Below are 18001 nucleotides of genomic sequence, written 5' to 3'. Positions count from 1 at the left end.
CCCGTTCGCCGGGCCGTCCAAACGCGCCCGAGCGGCCACCGTCCGGACCGGTGGACCGCCGGCCGGGACAAGTGACCCAACTTCGCGGACGGCCGTCTCGCCGGGCCTTTGACGCGCTTGCTCATCGCGCCGCCCCGCGCCGGGCACCCGCCCCGCGCCGGGCACCCGCGCCGCACCCGCGGGCCGCGGGACGCAGTGGGCGGCGCGCGGCCCGCGGCGAGGATCCGGCGGCGAGACGCCCGGAACGGTTGCCGCTGCTCGGTTTCACGCCCAGGAGAACCTCCAGTGCCGGGCCTGCACCAGGTCCGACGCGTACTCGCGCAGGTTGCCCGGCTGGGCCGCGAACGTCGGCAAGCTGAACGCCCGGTGCTCCGCCGCCACCGACAGCGCCCTCGCCTGGTTGCGGGGTGGGGCCGACACCGACAGCTCGATCGCGTCGAAGCCCAGCACCACCAGCGTCGCCCCGAACCGCTCTTCCCAGCTGCGCAGTACCGCAGACAGCTCGGCGACCTGGTCGGTGCACTTGATCATGCCCGTCCAGCCCAGCAGGGCCGGGATGTCCGCGGGCCGCTCGGTCTGGACCAGGCCGAGCCGGTGCGGGGCGCGGGTGGCCAGGATCGAGCCCGTGTTGCCCGCCTCGGCCAGCGGGTCGGACCGGCGCGGGCTGCGCTTGGCCAGCCCGGGGAACTTCGCGCTGAAGGGGCGCAGGCAGGCGCCGTCACAGCAGGAGCCGTCCCACCAGCGGTCGAGCACGCTCACCGCGTCGGCGGAGGCGACCCGGTGGCCGGCCGGGGCGAGCCGGCCGCGGTCGTCGATCCAGTCCTCGCCGTTGGCCGCGAAGCGCTGGTCGTGCGGGATCAGCACCGGCCACAGCCCGGACCGCTCGAACTCGGCCACGCAGCCCAGATAACGCTCGGGCCGGGTCAGTGGCAGGTCGGACACCCACAGCCGGCCGTGCCACGCCCCCGGTGGCAGGGTCTGGACCGGCGGCGCGGGCGTACCGGGGCGGAGCGGTGCGATCGTCATGACGTCCCCTCGAACTTGTGTTCGGCTGTACTCGTCGAACAGTAGTTCGAGGGTCTGACAATTTCCAGCGTCGCGCCCGCTCATCCGTTCGGGTGAATCCGGAAAAGTGCAGGTCAGAGCGCCGAGTGAGACGTCTGTGGCGAAAGTTGTTCCTGTGACGATCCACTGGGCCGAACGAGGACGCCGCGACCGCCGAAAGCACGAGGTGCGCTCGTTGGTGCAAGCTGTAACCCGTGATCGACGACTTCGCGAAGGACTACCTGCACAGCGACCTGCGAGAGATCCGCGAGGAGATGCTCGGGAAGCTCGACGGGCTGTCCGAGTACGACATCCGGCGCCCGCTGACCGCGACCGGGACCACCCTGCTCGGCCTGATCAAGCACCTGGCGGTGGGCGAGGCCCGATACTTCGGCGAGGTCTTCGGCCGGCCGTCGTCCGACGCCGTCCCGCGGTGGGACGACCTCGAGCGGCGCGGTATCGACATGTGGGCGACCGAGCACGAGACGCGCGAGGAGATCATCGGCCGCTACCGGCGCGTCTGGGCGCACTCCGACGCGACGATCGCGGCACTGCCCGTCGACGCGCCCGGCCACGTGCCCTGGTGGCCGCGACCGGACGTCAAGCTGTTCAACGTCCTGGTCCACGTGCTCACCGAGACCAACCGGCACGCCGGGCACGCCGACGTCCTGCGCGAGCACCTGGACGGCATGCCGCCGGCGGACAGCGGGCGCGACCAGGCGTTCTGGGCGGCGCGGTGCGCGGAGGTCGACCGGGCAGCGCGGGCCGCCGCGCCGGTCGCCCCCTGAGCGTCAGAGCGGCCGGAGCAGGTCGTCCGCGTCGACGATGTGGTAGGCGTACCCCTGCTCCGCCAGGAACCGCTGCCGGTGCGCCGCGTACTCCGTGTCGACCGTGTCGCGCGAGACGATCGAGTAGAAGTGCGCCTGCCGCCCGTCGCCCTTGGGCCGCAGGAGCCGGCCGAGCCGCTGTGCTTCCTCCTGCCGGGAGCCGAACGTGCCCGAGATCTGGATCGCCACCGACGCCTCGGGCAGGTCGATCGAGAAGTTCGCCACCTTCGACACGACGAGCGTGCGGATCTCGCCGCGGCGGAACTTGTCGAACAGCTCCTCGCGCTCCTTGTTCCGGGTGGAGCCCTGGATCACCGGCGCGTCGAGCTCGTCGCCGAGCATCTCCAGCTGGTCGAGGTAAGCGCCGATGACCAGGGTGGGCTCGCCCGCGTGCTTCGCGACGATCGACTTGATCACCGGTGTCTTGGTCATCGCCGTCGCCGCCAGCTTGTAGCGCTCGTCGGCCTCGGCCGTCGCGTAACCGAGGCGCTCGGCGTCGGTCAGCGTCACGCGGACCTCGGTGCACTCCGCCGGCGCGATCCAGCCCTGCGCCTCGATGTCGCGCCACGGCACGTCGTAGCGCTTCGGCCCGATCAGCGAGAAGACGTCGCCCTCGCGGCCGTCCTCGCGCACCAGCGTCGCCGTCAACCCGAGGCGACGCCGCGACTGCAGGTCCGCGGTCATCCGGAACACCGGCGCGGGCAACAGGTGGACCTCGTCGTAGACGACCAGGCCCCAGTCGCGCGAGTCGAACAGCTCCAGGTGGCGGTACTCGCCCTTGGTCTTGCGGGTGACCACCTGGTACGTCGCGATGGTGACCGGCCGGACTTCCTTCTTCTCGCCGGAGTACTCGCCGATCTCCTCTTCGGTCAGCGACGTCCGGGCGATGAGCTCGCGCTTCCACTGCCGGCCGGCGACGGTGTTCGTCACCAGGATCAGCGTCGTGGCCTGCGCCTTCGCCATCGCCGCCGCGCCGACCAGCGTCTTGCCGGCACCGCAGGGGAGCACGACGACGCCGGAGCCGCCCGCCCAGAAGGCCTCGGCGGCCATCCGCTGGTAGTCGCGCAGCTGCCAGTCCGTCTCGTCGAGCGCGATCGGGTGCGCTTCGCCGTCGACGTACCCGGCGAGGTCCTCGGCCGGCCAGCCGACCTTGAGCAGCGCCTGCTTGAGCCGCCCGCGTTCGGACGGGTGCACGAGGACGGTGTCGTCGTCGATCTTCGCGCCCAGCATCGGGCTGATCTTCTTGTTGCGCGAGACCTCGGTGAGCACCGCGCGGTCGGTGGTGGACATCACCAGCCCGTGCGCGGGGTGGTTGGCGATCTGCAGCCGCCCGAAGCGGCCCATCACGTCGACGACGTCGATCAGCAGCGGCTGGGGCACGGGGAAGCGCGAGTACGTCGTCAGCGCGTCGACGACCTGCTCGGCGTCGTGGCCGGCGGCGCGGGCGTTCCACAAGGCCAGCGGGGTGATCCGGTAGGTGTGGACGTGCTCCGGGGCGCGTTCGAGCTCGGCGAACGGCGCGATCGCGACGCGCGCGTCGTCGGCCTGGGGGTTGTCGACCTCCAGGAGCACGGTCTTGTCGGACTGGACGATCAGCGGGCCATCAGTCACAACTACTGTTATACGTGCCTCGCTCCGGCCCGCTCCGTTCGCGGGTCCGCCGGTGGGACGATATGCCGAGGGGATCACTGGAGGGCACGTTGACCACACCACCGTCCGACGACAACCCGTTCCGGACGCCGGACTACGCGACGCCGTCCGTGCCGATGCCGGCGGCCCCGATGCCCGGGGGACCGATGCCGGGGATGCCAATGCCGGGGATGCCGATGCCGGGGATGCCGGGAATGCCGCAGCGGCCGGGGATCCCGCACTGGTTCAGCGTGAAGGTGCGGATCACGCTGATCGCGTGCGTCGTCGCCGCGCTGGGGCTGGGCGCGCTGGGGGCGATGAGCATCGTCTGGATCCACCAGGCCGGGCCGCCGTCGGACGGCGAGTGCCTCTACCTGACGCGCGAGAGCGGCGAGCAGCTCGCCTACCACCGTGTCGGCTGCGGCGAGAACAGCGCGACGTTCAAGGTGGACGACAGCTACCGCGGGACGTTCAGCTGCGGGGCCAGCGACGACTACGTGCGGTTCCAGATCAGCGGCTCCGGCACCGACCGGACCCTCTGCCTCGCGCTGAACGTCAGCACCGGCGACTGCCTGCGCGACGTCGACGACGACGCCGCGGTCGCCAAGGTCAGCTGCACCGACCCGACGGCGCAGATGCGCGCCGAGGTCGTCTCCGGCTACGGCGTCACGGACCCCGAAGAAGCCTGCGGCGACGCCGAGAAGGCCCTGAAGTACACCGGTCCGCCGCGCCGGATCGTCTGCCTCCGCCAGACCGGCGAGAACATCTAGCCGAACCACCGGCCCAGCTCGGAAGGCTCGACGGCGTACCCGTCAGGCCGGACGAGCAGCTGCCGGCCGCGGTACTCGCTGTCGGCGGTGGTCGCGTGCACGACGTCGGCCTGGCCGGTGAAGCCGGCCGGTTCCGGGTGGTCGCCGAGGTCGAGCAGCAGGCCGCGGCCGCCGTGCAGCAGCGCCGAGAGCCGCGTCGGGCCGGCCGCCGTCGTCAGGTCGAGGTCCGGGACGCGGTGCGCGCCCGGGTAGCCCAGGGCCAGCCCGGACATCAGCCCGCTGAAGTAGCGGTTCCCGTCCGGCGTCCGCATCAGGTCGACGACGATCTCGCGCAGCGCCTCGACGTTCTCACCGCGGTCCGGCGTCGTGAAGACGCGCTGCGCGGCCGTGTGCCGCAGCACCCGGGCCGCGGCCGGGTGGCGTTCGTCGTGGTAGCTGTCGAGCAGCCCGGCCGGCGCCGTGCCGCGCACGGTCGCGGCCAGCTTCCAGCCGAGGTTCATCGCGTCCTGGACGCCGAGGTTGAGCCCCTGGCCGCCGAGCGGCGGGTGGATGTGCGCAGCGTCGCCCGCGAAGAGCACACGGCCGTGGCGGTAGCGCTCCAGCTGCCGTGTGGCGTCGTTGAACCGCGACGCGCCGTGGAGCTCGCCCAAGCGCGTCTCGGCGCCGTAGAGGGCTGTCAGGGCCGCGGTGACCTCGACGTCGGTCACCGGCGCTTCGCGGCCCGGCTGGGTCGCCGTGGTGCCGAAGACGAAGCGGTGGGTGCCGTCGCCGAGCGGGGTGAGCATCGCCCAGTGGCCGTTCGCCTGCCGCGTCACCTCGCTGAAGTGCGCCATCCGCGGCGGGACGAGGGCGGACGCCGCCGCGAGCGTGATGTGCGCGAGCGTGGCGACGTAGGTCTCGGTGCGGCCGGGGAAGGGCAGCCCGAGCCGCTTGCGGACGGTGCTGTGCGCGCCGTCGCAGGCCACCAGCCAGCGCGCGCGGAGCCCGTCGACGGTGACGCCGTCGTCGTCGGCCTCGACGGTCGTCACCTCGAACCCGCGCCGGAGCACCGCGCCGTGCTTGACGGCGTGCTCGGCCAGCATCTCCTCGACGTCGTCCTGGCTCCGGTTGCGCACCCGCGGGTGGCGGGTCCGCCAGACGCTGTGGTCGAGCGCGACCGGCAGGCCGGCGAAGTGGCCGCTCGGGCCGTCGAGCGTCCGGTCGGCCGGGTCCAGGCCGCGCAGGTCCAGCAGCTCGGCGGTCCGCGGCTGCAGGCCGACCGGCCGCGGCAGGCCCGGCCCGTCGCGGCGGTCCAGGACCGTGACGGAAACCCCGGCCAGCGCGAGTTCGGCGGCGGTCGTCAGGCCGGTGGGTCCGGCGCCGGCGATCAGGACGTCCATGTGCACTCCTCAAGTAGACTGAGTGCAAAAGTAGACCAAGTGCAGAGTTTGGCGAAACCTAATAAGCGTTCTGGTCCGGCAGGAGCGCCTGGACGTCGAGGCGGTCGGCCAGCTGACCCGAGTTGTGCATCAGGTCCGCGACGCGCTGCAGCCGGATGCCGTTGAGCGACGCCGGGTACGAGCCCAGCGAGATGAGCGCGGCCGTCGTCGTGTCGATGTCGGAGAACTTCGGCAGCGAGTCGCGGACGATCGCCGGATCGGTCGCGCTCTGCTGGGCCGCGCTCAAGGCCTTGCGGAACTCCGCGAGCGTGCGCGGGTTGGCCTGCGCGAACGGCTTCGCGGCGGCGTAGCCGGACAGCGGGAAGCCGAGGGTCGCGCCGCGGGCGCCGTCGGCGAGGATGTGCGCGCCCAGGTCCTTCTCGGCGCGGGTGATGTACGGCTCGCTCATCAGCGCCGCGTCCGCGTCGCCCGCTTGGAGCGTCTGCGGCATCCGGTCGAACGGCACCTGCTTGAACTTGATCTTGGCGACGTCGACGCCGGCGGTGCCCAGCACCGAGCGCGCGGCGAGCGCGCCGACGTCGTCGAGTGCGTTCACCGCGATCTCCGGTGCCTTCTTGGCGGTCGGCACCGTGTAGTCGGAACCCGGCAACGTGACCAACGCCATGGTGTTCGGGCCGGACGTGTACGCCTCGCCCTGGAGCTGCAGCGCCGCACCGCCCGCCGCGGCGCGGAACATCGCGATGTCACTGGCGAACGTGACGTCGAGGTCACCGGCCGCGACCTTGGCCAGCCCGTCGTCGGCGCCCAGCTCCACGAGCTGCACGTTCAGGCCCGCCGAGCCGAACTTCCCGGCGTTCACGGCGATGCGCAGCGGGGCCGTGTCGATGGCGTTGCCCACACCGACACGCAGAGTGGTCCGTTCCAATGGCGGTGGCGCGGCCGTTGAACCGGAATTGAACAGGCTGCAGCCCGCAGTCGCCAGCAGCGCCGCTACCAGCGGAATCGTCCATCCGCGTCTGATCATGAACCGCCACCTACCGCGAGAATCTGATTCTCGTGCTGGATCGTATGGTCCGCGCCCCATACGATCGCGGGCAGGGCCGGATCGCACCAGCGCGGCTTTCGGATCTTCATCGAGCGGGCTACCGTTCAGTAGGTTCGAGGTGTCGGTAGGTCCGCGGGTTCCTCCCGCGGTGGAAAAGGAAACCAGGTGACCCGTCGCGACAAGCGTCCCCGCAAGGGTGGCGACGCGGCGGATCCGCGTCCGGCCGGCGGCCGCTGGCGATTGCGGAACTGGCGCCTCGGCACGAAGCTCTTCGCTGTCCTGCTCATTCCCGCGCTGGCCGTGATCGCGCTCGTCGGCCTGCGGATCAGCACGGACCTGCGTGACGCGCAGCAGCTCGCGGAGTTCGCGACCCGCGGCCGCGTCGACAGCACCGTCGCCGAAGCCATCCACGAGCTCCAGCGCGAGCGTGACCTCACCGTCCGGTTCGTCGCGCAGAACCGCTTGGGGGACACCGCGGACCTCGCCGGCCAGCGCAAACGCGTCGACCAGGCGATCGGGACGTTCGAGCGGACGCTGGCCGACAGCCGGCCCCGCCTCGACGCGAAAGCCGCGGAAAGCCTGCAGCAGAGCGACGACCGGCTGCGCGTGCTCGGCGGTCTCCGGTTCTCCGCGGAGCACTCCGCGTTCCCCGCCGACGCCGTGCTGCGCTCCTACAGCGAGCTGATCTCCGGCCTGCTCGACATCAGCGACTCGGCCGCCGCCGACGTCTCGGACCCCGAGCTCGCGCGGTTGCGCTTGGCGGGCAACGCACTGGCCCGGATCAAGGACCAGCTGTCGGTCAAGCGCGCGGTGATGGCGGAGGCGCTCGCCGAGGGCACGCTGAGCCGCGACCGCACGCGCGCGCTGCTCGGCGCCGAAGCCGAACTCGCCGCCGCGAGCAACGACTACCGCACCTTCGCGACCCCTGACCAGCAACGGATGTTCGACGACACGGTGATCGGCCTGGTCGTCGACATCGGCAACGACATGGTCGAATCCGCGCTCACCCGCACCGAAAACGGCCAGAACCTCTCGGGCCTCGACCCCAACCAGTGGGACGTTTCGGCGACCCACACGGTGAACCTCGCCCACCAGGTGCAGCAAGCGCTGCTGGTCCAGTTGCAGGAACGCACGGACACCCTCGCGACGCAGGCCCGCGCGGCGGCGATCTGGGACGGCGGGGCGGTGCTCGCCGTGCTGCTCGTCGCCGGCGTCCTGTCGGTCGTCATCGCGCGGTCCCTGTTGCGCCCCTTGCGGATCCTGCGCCGCACGGCGCTGGAGGTCGCCGAGCACCGGCTGCCCGCGGCGGTCCAGGGCCTGCTCACCGACCCCGAACCCGCGCCGGAGAACCTCCGCAAGCGGCTCGCCGTCGCGCCCGTCCCGGTGTTCACGCGCGAAGAGGTCGGTCAGGTGGCCCGTGCGTTCGACGCGGTGCACGGCGAAGCCGTCCGGCTGGCCGGCGAACAGGCGATGCTGCGCGAGAACGTCAACGCGATGTTCGTCAACCTCTCGCAGCGGAGCCAGGACCTCGTCGAACGGCAGCTTTCGGTGCTGGACCGGATGGAGGCCGACGAGCAGGACCCGGACACCCTCGCCGGGTTGTTCGAGCTCGACCACCTCGCGACGCGGATGCGGCGCAACAGCGAGAACCTGCTGGTCCTGTCGGGCCACGACTCCGCGCGGGAGGACGCCGGCGCGGTGGCGGCCGACGAGATCATCGGCGCCGCGCTCTCGGAGGTCGAGCACTACCAGCGCATCGAGCTCGGCCCGGCACCGCAGGTCGCGGTCCGCGGCGAGGCCGTCAACGACCTCGTGCACGTCGTTTCGGAGCTGCTGGAGAACGCGACGCGCTACTCCGGCGGCGGCACGGTCACCGTTGCCAGCGCCGAAACCCACGACGGCGACTGGCAGATCGAGATCACCGACCACGGCGCCGGCATGCCCCAGGCCGAGATCGACCGCACCAACACGCGCCTGGCGAACCCGCCGGACGTCGACGTCGAGGTGTCGCGCCGGATGGGCCTGTTCGTGGTCGCGACGCTGGCCAAGCGGCACCGGATCGACGTCCGGCTGAGCGCCGCCGACGGCAGCGGGCTGGTCGCGACGGTGCTGGTGCCGACCGGGCTGATCGTCGAGCTGCCGCCCCTGCCCGCGCCCCCGCCGCCCGCCGAGCCCGAGCACGCCCCGGAACCCGAGCTGCTGGCGCCGCTGGCCCCGCTCACGCAGCCGGAACCGGAGCCCGAGGGGCCGGAAGAGCTGACGCCGCCGTCGATCGAGGCCGGCCCGCCGCGCCGCGCGCCGGTGGTGGCGCGCGAGCACGCCCCGGAGTGGCCCACCGCGGAAGACGACCCGCACCTGGACTTCGACGCCCCGACCGAGCGGATGCCCGCCTACCGCGACGTCCTGTCCCGCTGGTTCGACGCCGCCGCGCCGCCCGAGGTGCCGCGGCGCGCGGCCGAGCCGCGCCCGATCGCGGAAGAGCCCCGCCCCGCCGAGCCCGAGCCGCGGCACGCGCTGGCCTCGGGGCTGCCGCTGCGCGAAGCCGCGCCCGTCCCGCCGCCGCCACCGCCCCCGCCACCCCCGCCGCCGCTCGCACCGGCGCCGGTGGCCGCCGAGCCGAACCCCGACGACGAGGACACCGATCCCCAGTTCCCGCCGGTGCCCCCGCCCGTCGCGCTCCCGCAGCCGTCCGCCGCGATCGAGCCCGAGTACCAGTGGCCGACACCCGCGGAGCTGGAGCAGGAGGACGGCGCCGAGGACACCTGGCCGTTCCTGCAGCCGGCCGACGCCGCGGCCAGCCCGGGAGCGGTGCCGGAGCAGCGGCCGATACTCTCGCTTTCCCCGGAAGCGGTGCGCGAACGGATGACGAGCCTGCAAGGCGGCTTCCGGCGAGGGCGGCACGCGAGGGGAGAAGACACCCGGAACCAGTGAAACGGATGAGGCATGAGCTCGAAGACGCCCCTGCTGGAAGTGATCGCGCTCGACGCGGCGGACGCCGAAGGCGCGCAAGCGGGCGGGGCCGACCGCCTCGAACTGGTCGCGGACATGGCCCAGGACGGGCTGACGCCTTCGTTGGAGACGCTGCGTGATGTTCGGTCGGCGACCGATCTCCCGATCCGGGTCATGCTGCGGGACAACGGTTCCTTCGCCGCCGGGGACATCGAGGGCCTGCGCGCGGACACGGCCCGGCTGATCGACGCGGGCGCGCGCGAGTTCGTGTTCGGCTTCCTGAACGTCGACAGCGAAATCGACCTCGACGCGTGCGAAGCACTCATCAAGGAGATCGACGGCCTGCCCTGGACGTTCCACCGTGCCATCGACCGTACGCGCGACCCGCTGCGCGCGTACGACCAGCTCGCGGCGCTGGGCTGTGACACGGTGCTCGCCGCGGGCCACCCGAACGGCGTCGGCAGCGGGCTGTCCGTGCTGCAGCGCCTCGCGCAGCGCGACAACGGGCCGGAACTGCTCGTCGGCGGCGGCCTGCGCGCCCAGCAGGTCCACCTCCTGCGCGCGGGCGGCGTGCGCGGGTTCCACGTCGGCAGCGCGGTCCGGCCCGGCGGCTGGCAGTTCGCGGTCGACGCTGAATCGGTTCGCACGTGGGTCGAACTCGTCAAGTCCTGATCGAACTGCGAATTCTGCGCGTCACGTGAGTCATGATTACGGGATTCGCAGGGTGCGCTGTCGTGCGCGGTAAGCACGTTCTTTCGCGGTGAAATCCCATTTCGCCGTTGCAAAAGCCGAGTGGCACCTGCGCGTGCGAATGCACGCGCAGGTCACGGCTTTGACCTGGTTGGCGGCTGATTTCGCGCAGATCGACTCGCTACGGTTGTCCCGCATTTCGCGATCCGGCCGATGTTCAAGAATCGTTCTGCAGTGCGGGAGGCGGCGCTGTGTGCGCGCGTATTCAGTTCAAGACGAGCTCGTGGCCAGGCCAGCAGGAACCGAAGAACTCGACCATCCGGTGGGTGTTCGTCGCCTGGGGGCGGCTGATTCCCCGCGAATGTCGAACCAGTGTGTCCGGAACAACCCGGAAGGTCGAATCGTGACCAGCGCGATCCCGCGGCAACGCGGAACCGGAACGTCCGAAGACGAGTTCGCCCACCTGGGACTCGGCAGTTCGCTCGCCCTCGGCGGCCTCCTGGCCGTCGTCAAGATCGCGGAAACCGCCACGGGTGTGGTGCTGACCGCCACCGGGGTACTCCCCGGTGGCCACCCCCCGAAGGAACGACCCGGGGCGTGGTCCGGAGGGGAATGACCGGGAGCTGCCACGGGCGGTGGCTCTCCAGGAAGACGGAGGGCTGCCATGACCGGCAGTGACGGCCGGGAGGACCCGCGCGGCGCCCGCGTGGGCCTCACCGACGTGCGACGGCTGGAGGAAGCCGTCGCGGAGCTCCGGGCCCGGGACTACCGCCACGGCGGCGGGTCCTGCGCCGAGGCGATCGCGGCGCGGTTGCCGGTCGCGGCGGACCTGCTGGCCGGCACGATGCGGGACGCCGTCCTCGTGCGGCTCTGCACCGTCGTCGCCGATCTGTACAACCTCGCCGGCTGGACGAGCTTCGACGAGAACCGGCCCGCGGCCGCGCTGGCCGCCTTCGCGCGGGCGTTGGAGCTGGCCGTCGAGGCCGGGAACGACGACCTCCAGGCCAACATCCGGTACCGCACCGGACGGCTGCACCTGCACTACGGCGCGGTCGACGCGGCACTGGCGGAGTTCGCGCGCGGACGCGAAGCGGCGCTGCGGGCGCGGTCCCAGCGGGCACAGGCGATCCTGTCGGCCAACCAGGCGTGGGCGTACGCGAAGAAGGCCGACGTCGCCGCCGCGCTGACGTACCTGCGCCGCGCGCGGGCCGAGTTCGCGGCCGCCCACGAGACCGAGGTGTCGCCGTGGGCGGCCTTCTTCGACGGCAACGACATGGCGGCGATGACCGGCACGGTGCACGGCGAGCTGGCCCAGGTGGTCGACGTCCGGCACGGCCGCGCCGGGATCCGCGCCCTCACCGACGCGATCGCCGGCTACGGCCCGGACATGACGCGCAGCCGGGGCCTGACGGTGATCTGGCTGGCCACCGTGCACGCGCTGGACGGCGATCTCGACGTCGCCGCGAGCGTCGGGCAGGAGGCCATCGGGCTGGCCGGCGCGCTGCGGTCGCCGCGGACCCGGCAGCGGCTGCGGACGCTGTCGGCGGCGGCCCGCCGGTTCGCCGGCGACGGGCACGCGCAGGAGATCGTCGAGCGGATCGACGAGCTGCCGCGTTGACCATCGAATTCCCATGAAATGGTAAACGGTGCGGAAAACGAAAATGGGAACCGCGAAATGACCAACAAAAGTAGGTTGGTTGCCGACTTATGCTCCTTGGCAACCTGCTGCGAGCATTCCGCGCAGGCCCGGTCCCCACCGCCGAGAGGAATTCTCCCATGCGCTTGCGCAAGCTCGTCGCGGCCGCCGTGCCGCTGCCGGCGTTGCTCGGCCTCGCCGTGGCCGTCCCGGCCGCCGCGGCGACGGAACCACTGGTCACACTGGCCGACTCCGCCGCTCCGCTGGTCAACAGCGCCCGCACCGGCGACGTCGGCGCGGCCCAGCAGATCACCGCGGCGCTCTCCCTGAAACTGCACAACCAGCAGGCGCTGGAAAGGTTCCTCGCCGAAGTGCAGAACCCGGCCTCGCCGCAATACCACCACTTCCTCACGCCGGCGCAGTTCAATGCCGAGTTCGGTCCGACGCAGGCCGACGTCGACAAGGCCGTCTCATTCCTCGGGAAGGCGGGGGCCACCGGGATCGAGGTTTCCGGCAACCGGCAGGCCGTCACGTTCCACGGTTCGGCGGCGCAGCTCGAAGCGGCGTTCCACACCCGGATCGGGAACTACCACGACACCGTCTCCGGCCGGAACTTCTTCGCGAACGACTCCGCGCCGACCGTCTCCGCGAACGTCTCGGGCGTCGTGGCGAACGTCGTCGGCCTGGACGACCACGCCGTGCGGACGCACTCGTCCCAGGCGTCCAAAGCCCAGCCCAACGTCGTCAAGTCCGTCACCCCGCCGATCCTCAAGACCGCGTACGGCACCAGCGGTCTCTCGGCGACCGGCAGCGGCGTCAAGGTCGGCTTCGTCGAGTTCGACGGCTACAAGAAGGCGAACGTCACCAAGTACGACAGCACGTACGGCCTCTCGGCGGGCTCGGTGACGACGGTCCCGGTCAGCGGCGCGAACTACGACTCCTCACCCGGTGACGGCGAGATCGAGGTCGAGCTGGACATCGAGGTCGTGCACGCGCTGGCCGCGGCGGCCAACGACTACGTCTACGAAGCGCCCAACTCGAGCGCCGGCGAACTGGCGATGTACCAGAAGATCGCGTCGGACCACACGGTCAACGTCGTCTCGATCTCTTGGGGCGCCTGTGAATCCGCCGAGGGTTCGAGCGCGGCGAAGAGCGTCAGCAACGCGATCGCGACCGGTACCGCGGAGGGCATCTCCTACTTCGCGGCGGCGGGCGACGACGGCACGACCGACTGCTACCGCCAGACCGGCTCCACCGCCAAGGCCGTGGACTTCCCGGCGTCCAGCCCGAACGTCACGGGCGTCGGCGGCACGCAGCTGACGGTGACCTCGTCGAACGCCTACAGCAGCGAGAAGGCGTGGAACGACGGCGCGTCCAACGGCTCGACCGGCGGCGGCATCTCGACGGTCTTCACGGCGCCGTCCTGGCAGTCCACCCAGAGCACCACGAACCGCAAGGTCCCGGACGTCTCGGCGGACGCGGCCAGCGGCTCGGGCTACTACATCTACACCGCGGGTTCCTGGGAGACGGTCTGGGGCACGTCCGGCGCGGCCCCGCTGTGGGCGGCCTTCGCGACGCTGCAGAACCAGGTCCACGGCGGCGGCCTGGGCAACCTGAACCCGAAGTTCTACTCGATCGGCAACGGGTCCTCGTACGGCACGGGCTTCCACGACGTGACGACGGGCAACAACACCCTGCACGGCACGACCGGCTTCACCGCCGGCACGGGCTACGACCAGGTGACCGGCTGGGGCTCCTTCAAGGGCTCGGGCCTGTCGGGCCTGATCGGCTGAGGTCTAGGTAGGTCCGTGAAGGCCTCCTTACCGGCTCTTGGCGCCGGTAAGGAGGCCTTCACGGCTTTTGGTGGTTTCTTTCGCAGCGCTAACGGTTAGCCTGGGGGCATGCTCAAGCGCACGGTGCTGGACGCCACCCGCGAACTCCTCCGAGAACTCGGCCTCACCACGGTGTTCGGCAACCCCGGCACCACCGAGGTCCCGTTCCTGACGGAGTGGCCGGACGACTTCGACTACGTCCTGGGGCTGCAGGAGTCCGCCGTCGTGGCGATGGCCGACGCCTACTCCCAGGCCACGCGGCAGGCCGCGCTGGTCAACCTGCACTCCGCCGGCGGCGTCGGGCACGGCCTCGGCAGCATCTTCACCGCCTACAAGAACCGGACGCCGCTGATCATCGTCGCCGGGCAGCAGGTGCGGTCGCTGCTGCCGCACGATCCGTTCCTGGGCGCAATGGACGCGCCGGAGTTCCCGAAGCCGTACGTGAAGTGGTCGATCGAGCCCGCGACGGCCGAGGACGTCCCGGCCGCGCTGGCGCGGGCCTACCACGTCGCGACGCAGGCGCCGTCCGGTCCGGTCTTCGTGTCCGTCCCGGCCGACGACTGGACCGTCACGACCGAACGCCCGATCGTCTCCCGGCCGCGGATCCGTGGCTTCGCGCCGGATCCTGAAGCCGTCGCCGAACTCGCCGCCGCGTTCGCCGCCGCCGAACGGCCCGCCATCGTCGTCGGTGGGGCCGTCGACCAGGACGGTGCCGTCGAAGAGGCTGTCGCGCTCGCCGAGCGGGTCAACGCCGGCGTGTGGGTCGCGCCGATGTCGTTCCGGTGCTCGTTCCCCGAAGATCACCCGCTGTTCCAAGGGTTCCTGGACCCCGAGCGCGGCACGATCTCGGACAAGCTGGCCGCGCACGACCTCGTCGTCGTGCTCGGTGCGCCGGCGTTCACCTACCACGTCGAGCGCGGCCGGGGCGAAGCTCCGCTGCCGCCGCTGTTCATCGTCAGCGACGACGAGCAGATCCTCGCGCGGGCCTTCGAAGGCACCGGCATCCGCGCCACCTTGAAGCTCGGCATCCGCGCGCTCGTCGACGCCGTGGGCGAGACGAGCCGGCCCGCACCCGCGCCGCTGGAGCGGCCCGCGAAGCCGGACGGCAGCTCGCTCACCGGGGCCTACTTCTACGCGACGCTCGCGGAGGTCCTGCCGGACAACGCGCTCGTCGTCGAGGAGACCCCCAGCCACCGCGCGGTGATGCACGACCACCTGCCGATCACCGCGACCGACACCGGCTTCCTGACGATGGCCAGCGGCGCACTCGGCTACGGCGTCCCGGGCGTCGTCGGCGCGGCCATCGCCCGGCCGGACCGCAAGGTCGTCGGCGTGATCGGCGACGGCTCCAGCATGTACGGCATCCAGGCGCTCTGGACGGCCGCGCGTCAGGAACTGCCGGTGACGATCGTGATCCTGGACAACACGGAGTACGCGGCGGTCCGCATCCTCGGCGACGCGATCGGCGGCTCCAAGCTGCCGGGCACGCAGCTGGGCGGGATCGAGTTCTCGGCACTGGCGGCGAGCATGGGCTGCCAGGGCATCGCGATCACCGAGCCGGCCGCCTTGGCCCCGGCGTTGACGGCGGCCCTGGCCGACGACCGCCCGACCCTGGTCCACGTCCGGGTCGTGCCGGAGAACTCCACCATCTACTGAAGTCCGTGAATGCCACATCGAGGGACGTAGTGTCCCTCGATGTGGCATTCACGGACTTGAAACCGGGTCAGCGACGGGCCTTGGCCCGCTGCTCCTTGGCCTGCTCGGCCATCGCCCACTCCGCGGCGTCGGAGGCGGCCTTGGCCGCTTCCTCCGGGGTGCCGCCGTTCAGCAGCCGCGCCACTTCACCGCGCAGCGTCACGAACTCCAGCGACTCGCGGGTCGCGATCTGGTCGCGGTCGGCCGGCAGGTCCACCCGCAGGTCCGCCACGATCGACGCCGGCGACTTCGACAGCACCAGCACGCGGTCGGACAGGTAGACGCTCTCGTCGATGTCGTGCGTGACGACGAGGATCGTGGCGCCCTGCTCGCGCTGCACCCGCCGGGTCAGGTCCTCGAGCTCGAACCGCGTCTGCGCGTCGACCGAGGCGAACGGCTCGTCCATGAGCAGCAGCGACGGCCGGCTGGCCAGCGCGCGGGCGATCGACACCCGCTGCTGCATGCCGCCGGACAGCTGCCACGGGTACTTCCCGCCGACGCCGGACAGCCCGACGTGCTCCAGCGCCTCGGCGGCCCGCTTGCGCCGCTCGGACCGGGAGATCGAGCGCCACCGCAGCGGGAACTCGACGTTCTTCTGCACCGAGAGCCACGGGAACAGCGACCGGCTGTAGTCCTGGAAGACGACGGCGAGGTCGTCCGGCACGCCCGAGACGCGGTCGCCGTGCAGGCTGACCGTGCCGTCGGTCGGCGGGGTCAGCCCGGCGATGCAGCGCAGCAGCGTCGACTTGCCGCAGCCGGACGGGCCGACGATGCTGGCCAGCTGCCCGGCCTCGACGGTGAACGACAGGTTGTCGACGGCGGTGTGCGCCTTGGGGCCGGAGCCGTAGCGGTGACTGACACCGGACACTTCGAGCATGGTTGACATTGAGGGCCTTTCCACCGTCAGTCGCGGCCGAGGCGGGCCGGCTGCCACGCCAGTACCCGTCGCTCCGCGGCCAGGAAGATCGTGTTGAAGACGTAGCCGAGGATGCCGAGCAGCACCAACCAGGACCACATCGACGGGAAGTCGAAGTCCTGCTGGGCGTTCAGCAGTGAGCGCCCGATACCGAAGGAGGCTCCCACGAGCTCGGAGACCACCATGAGCAGCAGCGAGATCGACAGGCTCACCCGCAGCCCGGCGAAGATCTTCGGCGCCGCCGCGGGGAGCACGACCATGCTGATCCAGTACGCCTTGGGCGTGCGGAACGAGCGCGCCGTCTCCACCTTGACCTGGTCGACCGAGCGGACGCCGTCGACCGCGTTGAGCAGCACCGGCCAGATCGCGCCGAAGATGATCGACCCGACCTGCATGCCCGAGCTCAGCCCGAACAGCACCGCGAACACCGGGATCAGCGTGGGCGGCGGGATCGAGCGGAAGAAGGCGAACAGCGGCCCGAGGTAGTCCATCGCCTTCGGAGACCGGCCGACCAGCACCCCGAGGACGATACCGACCACGGACGCCAGTGCCCAGCCGCCAAGCATGTGACCGAGGCTGGGGAACACGTTGTCGAACACCGCGTCGGTGAGGAAGAGGTGGTCCGCCGGTCCGGTGAACCACAGGTTCGCGGCGCGGACCGCGATCTCCGACGGCGGCGGGAAGAACTTGCTGCCGCCCGCGCGGGCGGCGAACTCCCAGAGCACCACGAGGACCGCGAAGAGCAGCCAGTTGCGCAGGACCGCGGTGGCGCCGCGGACGGCGCGCCTGCCGACGCGGCCGGACAGGGTCGCGGCGGTCACGCGATCGCCTCCCGGTCCACGGTGCTCCAGCGGAACAGCCGCTTGCCCACTTGCTCGAGCCCTTCGTTGATGAGGTAACCCAGCAAGCCGGCCACGACGGTGCCGGCCAGCACGAGGTCGAACCGGGTCGAGCCGGTGCTGGAGACCAGGATGAAGTTGCCGAGCCCGACCTCGGAGCCGGCCAGGAACTCGGTGCTGACGACGGCGATCAGCGCGATCGTCGCCGACAGCCGGATGCCGGTGAAGACGAACGGCGCGGTGAACGGCAGCGCGACCGACGTGAGGATCCGGAACCGGCTGGTCCCGGACGCCCGCGCGGTCTCCATCAGCACCGGGTCGATCTCGCTGAGCCCGTAGATCGTGTTGAACATGATCGGCCACAGGGCGGCGTACACCGCGAGGGTGATCTTCGCCTCCGGCCCGGAGCCGATCACCAGCAGCACCAGGGGGATGAGCGCGGCGACCGGGATCGGGCGGAGGAACTCGACGATCGCGGCGGTGGCGTTGCGCAGCACCGGCACGCTGCCCAGCAGCAGGCCGGCGGGCACGCCGACGGCCACGGCGATCAGGATCGCGATCAGCCAGGCGAGCATCGTCGCGATGACGTCGCGGATGAAGGAGGCGTCGCCGAGCAGTTCCCCGACGGTGACGAGGACGACGCTGGGCGGCGGGATGAACGTCTTGCTGACCAGGCCGACCTGGACGACGACCTCCCAGAGGAGGAGGAAGCCGACCAGGCCGGTCAGGTTGCGGAGCAGTCTGGTCACG

The 18001-nt window shown here is 71.5% G+C and carries 15 protein-coding genes; 8 read left to right on the top strand and 7 right to left on the bottom strand.

Annotation, left to right across the window (positions count from 1 at the left end; genetic code table 11):
- Positions 1 to 264 precede the first annotated feature (264 nt).
- Positions 265 to 1026, bottom strand: coding sequence for a DUF4253 domain-containing protein (locus tag OG439_RS33920; RefSeq protein WP_326944729.1), 762 nt, complete (start codon positions 1024 to 1026; stop codon positions 265 to 267).
- Between the two features lie 233 nt (positions 1027 to 1259).
- Here OG439_RS33920 and OG439_RS33915 point away from each other — a divergent pair, with 233 nt between their 5' ends.
- A complete protein-coding gene (locus OG439_RS33915; protein ID WP_326944728.1) occupies positions 1260 to 1832 on the top strand; it encodes a DinB family protein in 573 nt (190 codons plus the stop codon).
- Positions 1833 to 1835: 3 nt separating this feature from the next.
- On the opposite strand, the gene OG439_RS33910 is transcribed toward OG439_RS33915, so the two are convergent.
- A complete protein-coding gene (locus OG439_RS33910; protein WP_247058562.1) occupies positions 1836 to 3482 on the bottom strand; it encodes a DNA repair helicase XPB in 1647 nt (548 codons plus the stop codon).
- Between the two features lie 89 nt (positions 3483 to 3571).
- Between OG439_RS33910 and OG439_RS33905 the strand changes: the two genes are divergently transcribed.
- Positions 3572 to 4270, top strand: a complete 699-nt coding sequence (locus OG439_RS33905) for an LppU/SCO3897 family protein (RefSeq protein WP_326944727.1) — start codon at positions 3572 to 3574, stop codon at positions 4268 to 4270.
- On the opposite strand, the gene OG439_RS33900 is transcribed toward OG439_RS33905, so the two are convergent.
- Complete coding sequence (locus tag OG439_RS33900; RefSeq protein ID WP_326944726.1) at positions 4267 to 5649, bottom strand: FAD-dependent oxidoreductase; 1383 nt, start codon at positions 5647 to 5649, stop codon at positions 4267 to 4269. The two genes, OG439_RS33905 and OG439_RS33900, sit on opposite strands and share 4 nt — an antisense overlap.
- A 58-nt stretch (positions 5650 to 5707) precedes the next feature.
- A complete protein-coding gene (locus OG439_RS33895; RefSeq protein ID WP_326944725.1) occupies positions 5708 to 6673 on the bottom strand; it encodes an ABC transporter substrate-binding protein in 966 nt (321 codons plus the stop codon).
- A 186-nt stretch (positions 6674 to 6859) separates the two neighbouring features.
- Between OG439_RS33895 and OG439_RS33890 the strand changes: the two genes are divergently transcribed.
- The 6 genes from OG439_RS33890 to mdlC all read left to right on the top strand — a co-directional run bounded on the left by OG439_RS33890 (position 6860) and on the right by mdlC (position 15457).
- Positions 6860 to 9625: a sensor histidine kinase gene (locus OG439_RS33890; RefSeq protein ID WP_326944724.1), complete on the top strand. Its 2766-nt coding sequence runs from the start codon at positions 6860 to 6862 to the stop codon at positions 9623 to 9625.
- A 12-nt stretch (positions 9626 to 9637) separates the two neighbouring features.
- Positions 9638 to 10315, top strand: coding sequence for a copper homeostasis protein CutC (locus OG439_RS33885; RefSeq protein WP_326944723.1), 678 nt, complete (start codon positions 9638 to 9640; stop codon positions 10313 to 10315).
- Between the two features lie 421 nt (positions 10316 to 10736).
- Positions 10737 to 10949, top strand: a complete 213-nt coding sequence (locus OG439_RS33880) for a hypothetical protein (RefSeq protein WP_247058548.1) — start codon at positions 10737 to 10739, stop codon at positions 10947 to 10949.
- 48 nt (positions 10950 to 10997) lie between these two features.
- The gene (locus OG439_RS33875; protein ID WP_326944722.1) at positions 10998 to 11951 is read left to right on the top strand and encodes a hypothetical protein; all 954 of its coding nucleotides are present in this window, start codon (positions 10998 to 11000) and stop codon (positions 11949 to 11951) included.
- 158 nt (positions 11952 to 12109) lie between these two features.
- Positions 12110 to 13762, top strand: a complete 1653-nt coding sequence (locus OG439_RS33870) for a S53 family peptidase (RefSeq protein ID WP_326944721.1) — start codon at positions 12110 to 12112, stop codon at positions 13760 to 13762.
- A 108-nt stretch (positions 13763 to 13870) separates the two neighbouring features.
- Positions 13871 to 15457, top strand: a complete 1587-nt coding sequence (gene mdlC / locus OG439_RS33865; protein ID WP_326944720.1) for a benzoylformate decarboxylase — start codon at positions 13871 to 13873, stop codon at positions 15455 to 15457.
- A 67-nt stretch (positions 15458 to 15524) separates the two neighbouring features.
- Here the strand turns inward: mdlC and OG439_RS33860 are convergent, their stop codons facing one another.
- From OG439_RS33860 to OG439_RS33850, 3 genes are read right to left on the bottom strand one after another with little or no spacing between them, the layout of a single operon-like run.
- Positions 15525 to 16382, bottom strand: coding sequence for an ABC transporter ATP-binding protein (locus OG439_RS33860; RefSeq protein WP_326944719.1), 858 nt, complete (start codon positions 16380 to 16382; stop codon positions 15525 to 15527).
- 17 nt (positions 16383 to 16399) lie between these two features.
- Positions 16400 to 17233, bottom strand: a complete 834-nt coding sequence (locus tag OG439_RS33855; RefSeq protein ID WP_247058538.1) for an ABC transporter permease — start codon at positions 17231 to 17233, stop codon at positions 16400 to 16402.
- Complete coding sequence (locus tag OG439_RS33850; protein WP_247058536.1) at positions 17230 to 18000, bottom strand: ABC transporter permease; 771 nt, start codon at positions 17998 to 18000, stop codon at positions 17230 to 17232. The genes OG439_RS33855 and OG439_RS33850 overlap by 4 nt, the downstream gene beginning before the upstream one ends.
- Position 18001: the final 1 nt, after the last annotated feature.

Source organism: Amycolatopsis sp. NBC_01307 (assembly GCF_035975215.1).
Classification (GTDB): domain Bacteria; phylum Actinomycetota; class Actinomycetes; order Mycobacteriales; family Pseudonocardiaceae; genus Amycolatopsis.
The sequence above is the reverse complement of the archived record's forward strand: the minus strand, read 5'-3'. Positions and strand labels throughout refer to the sequence as shown.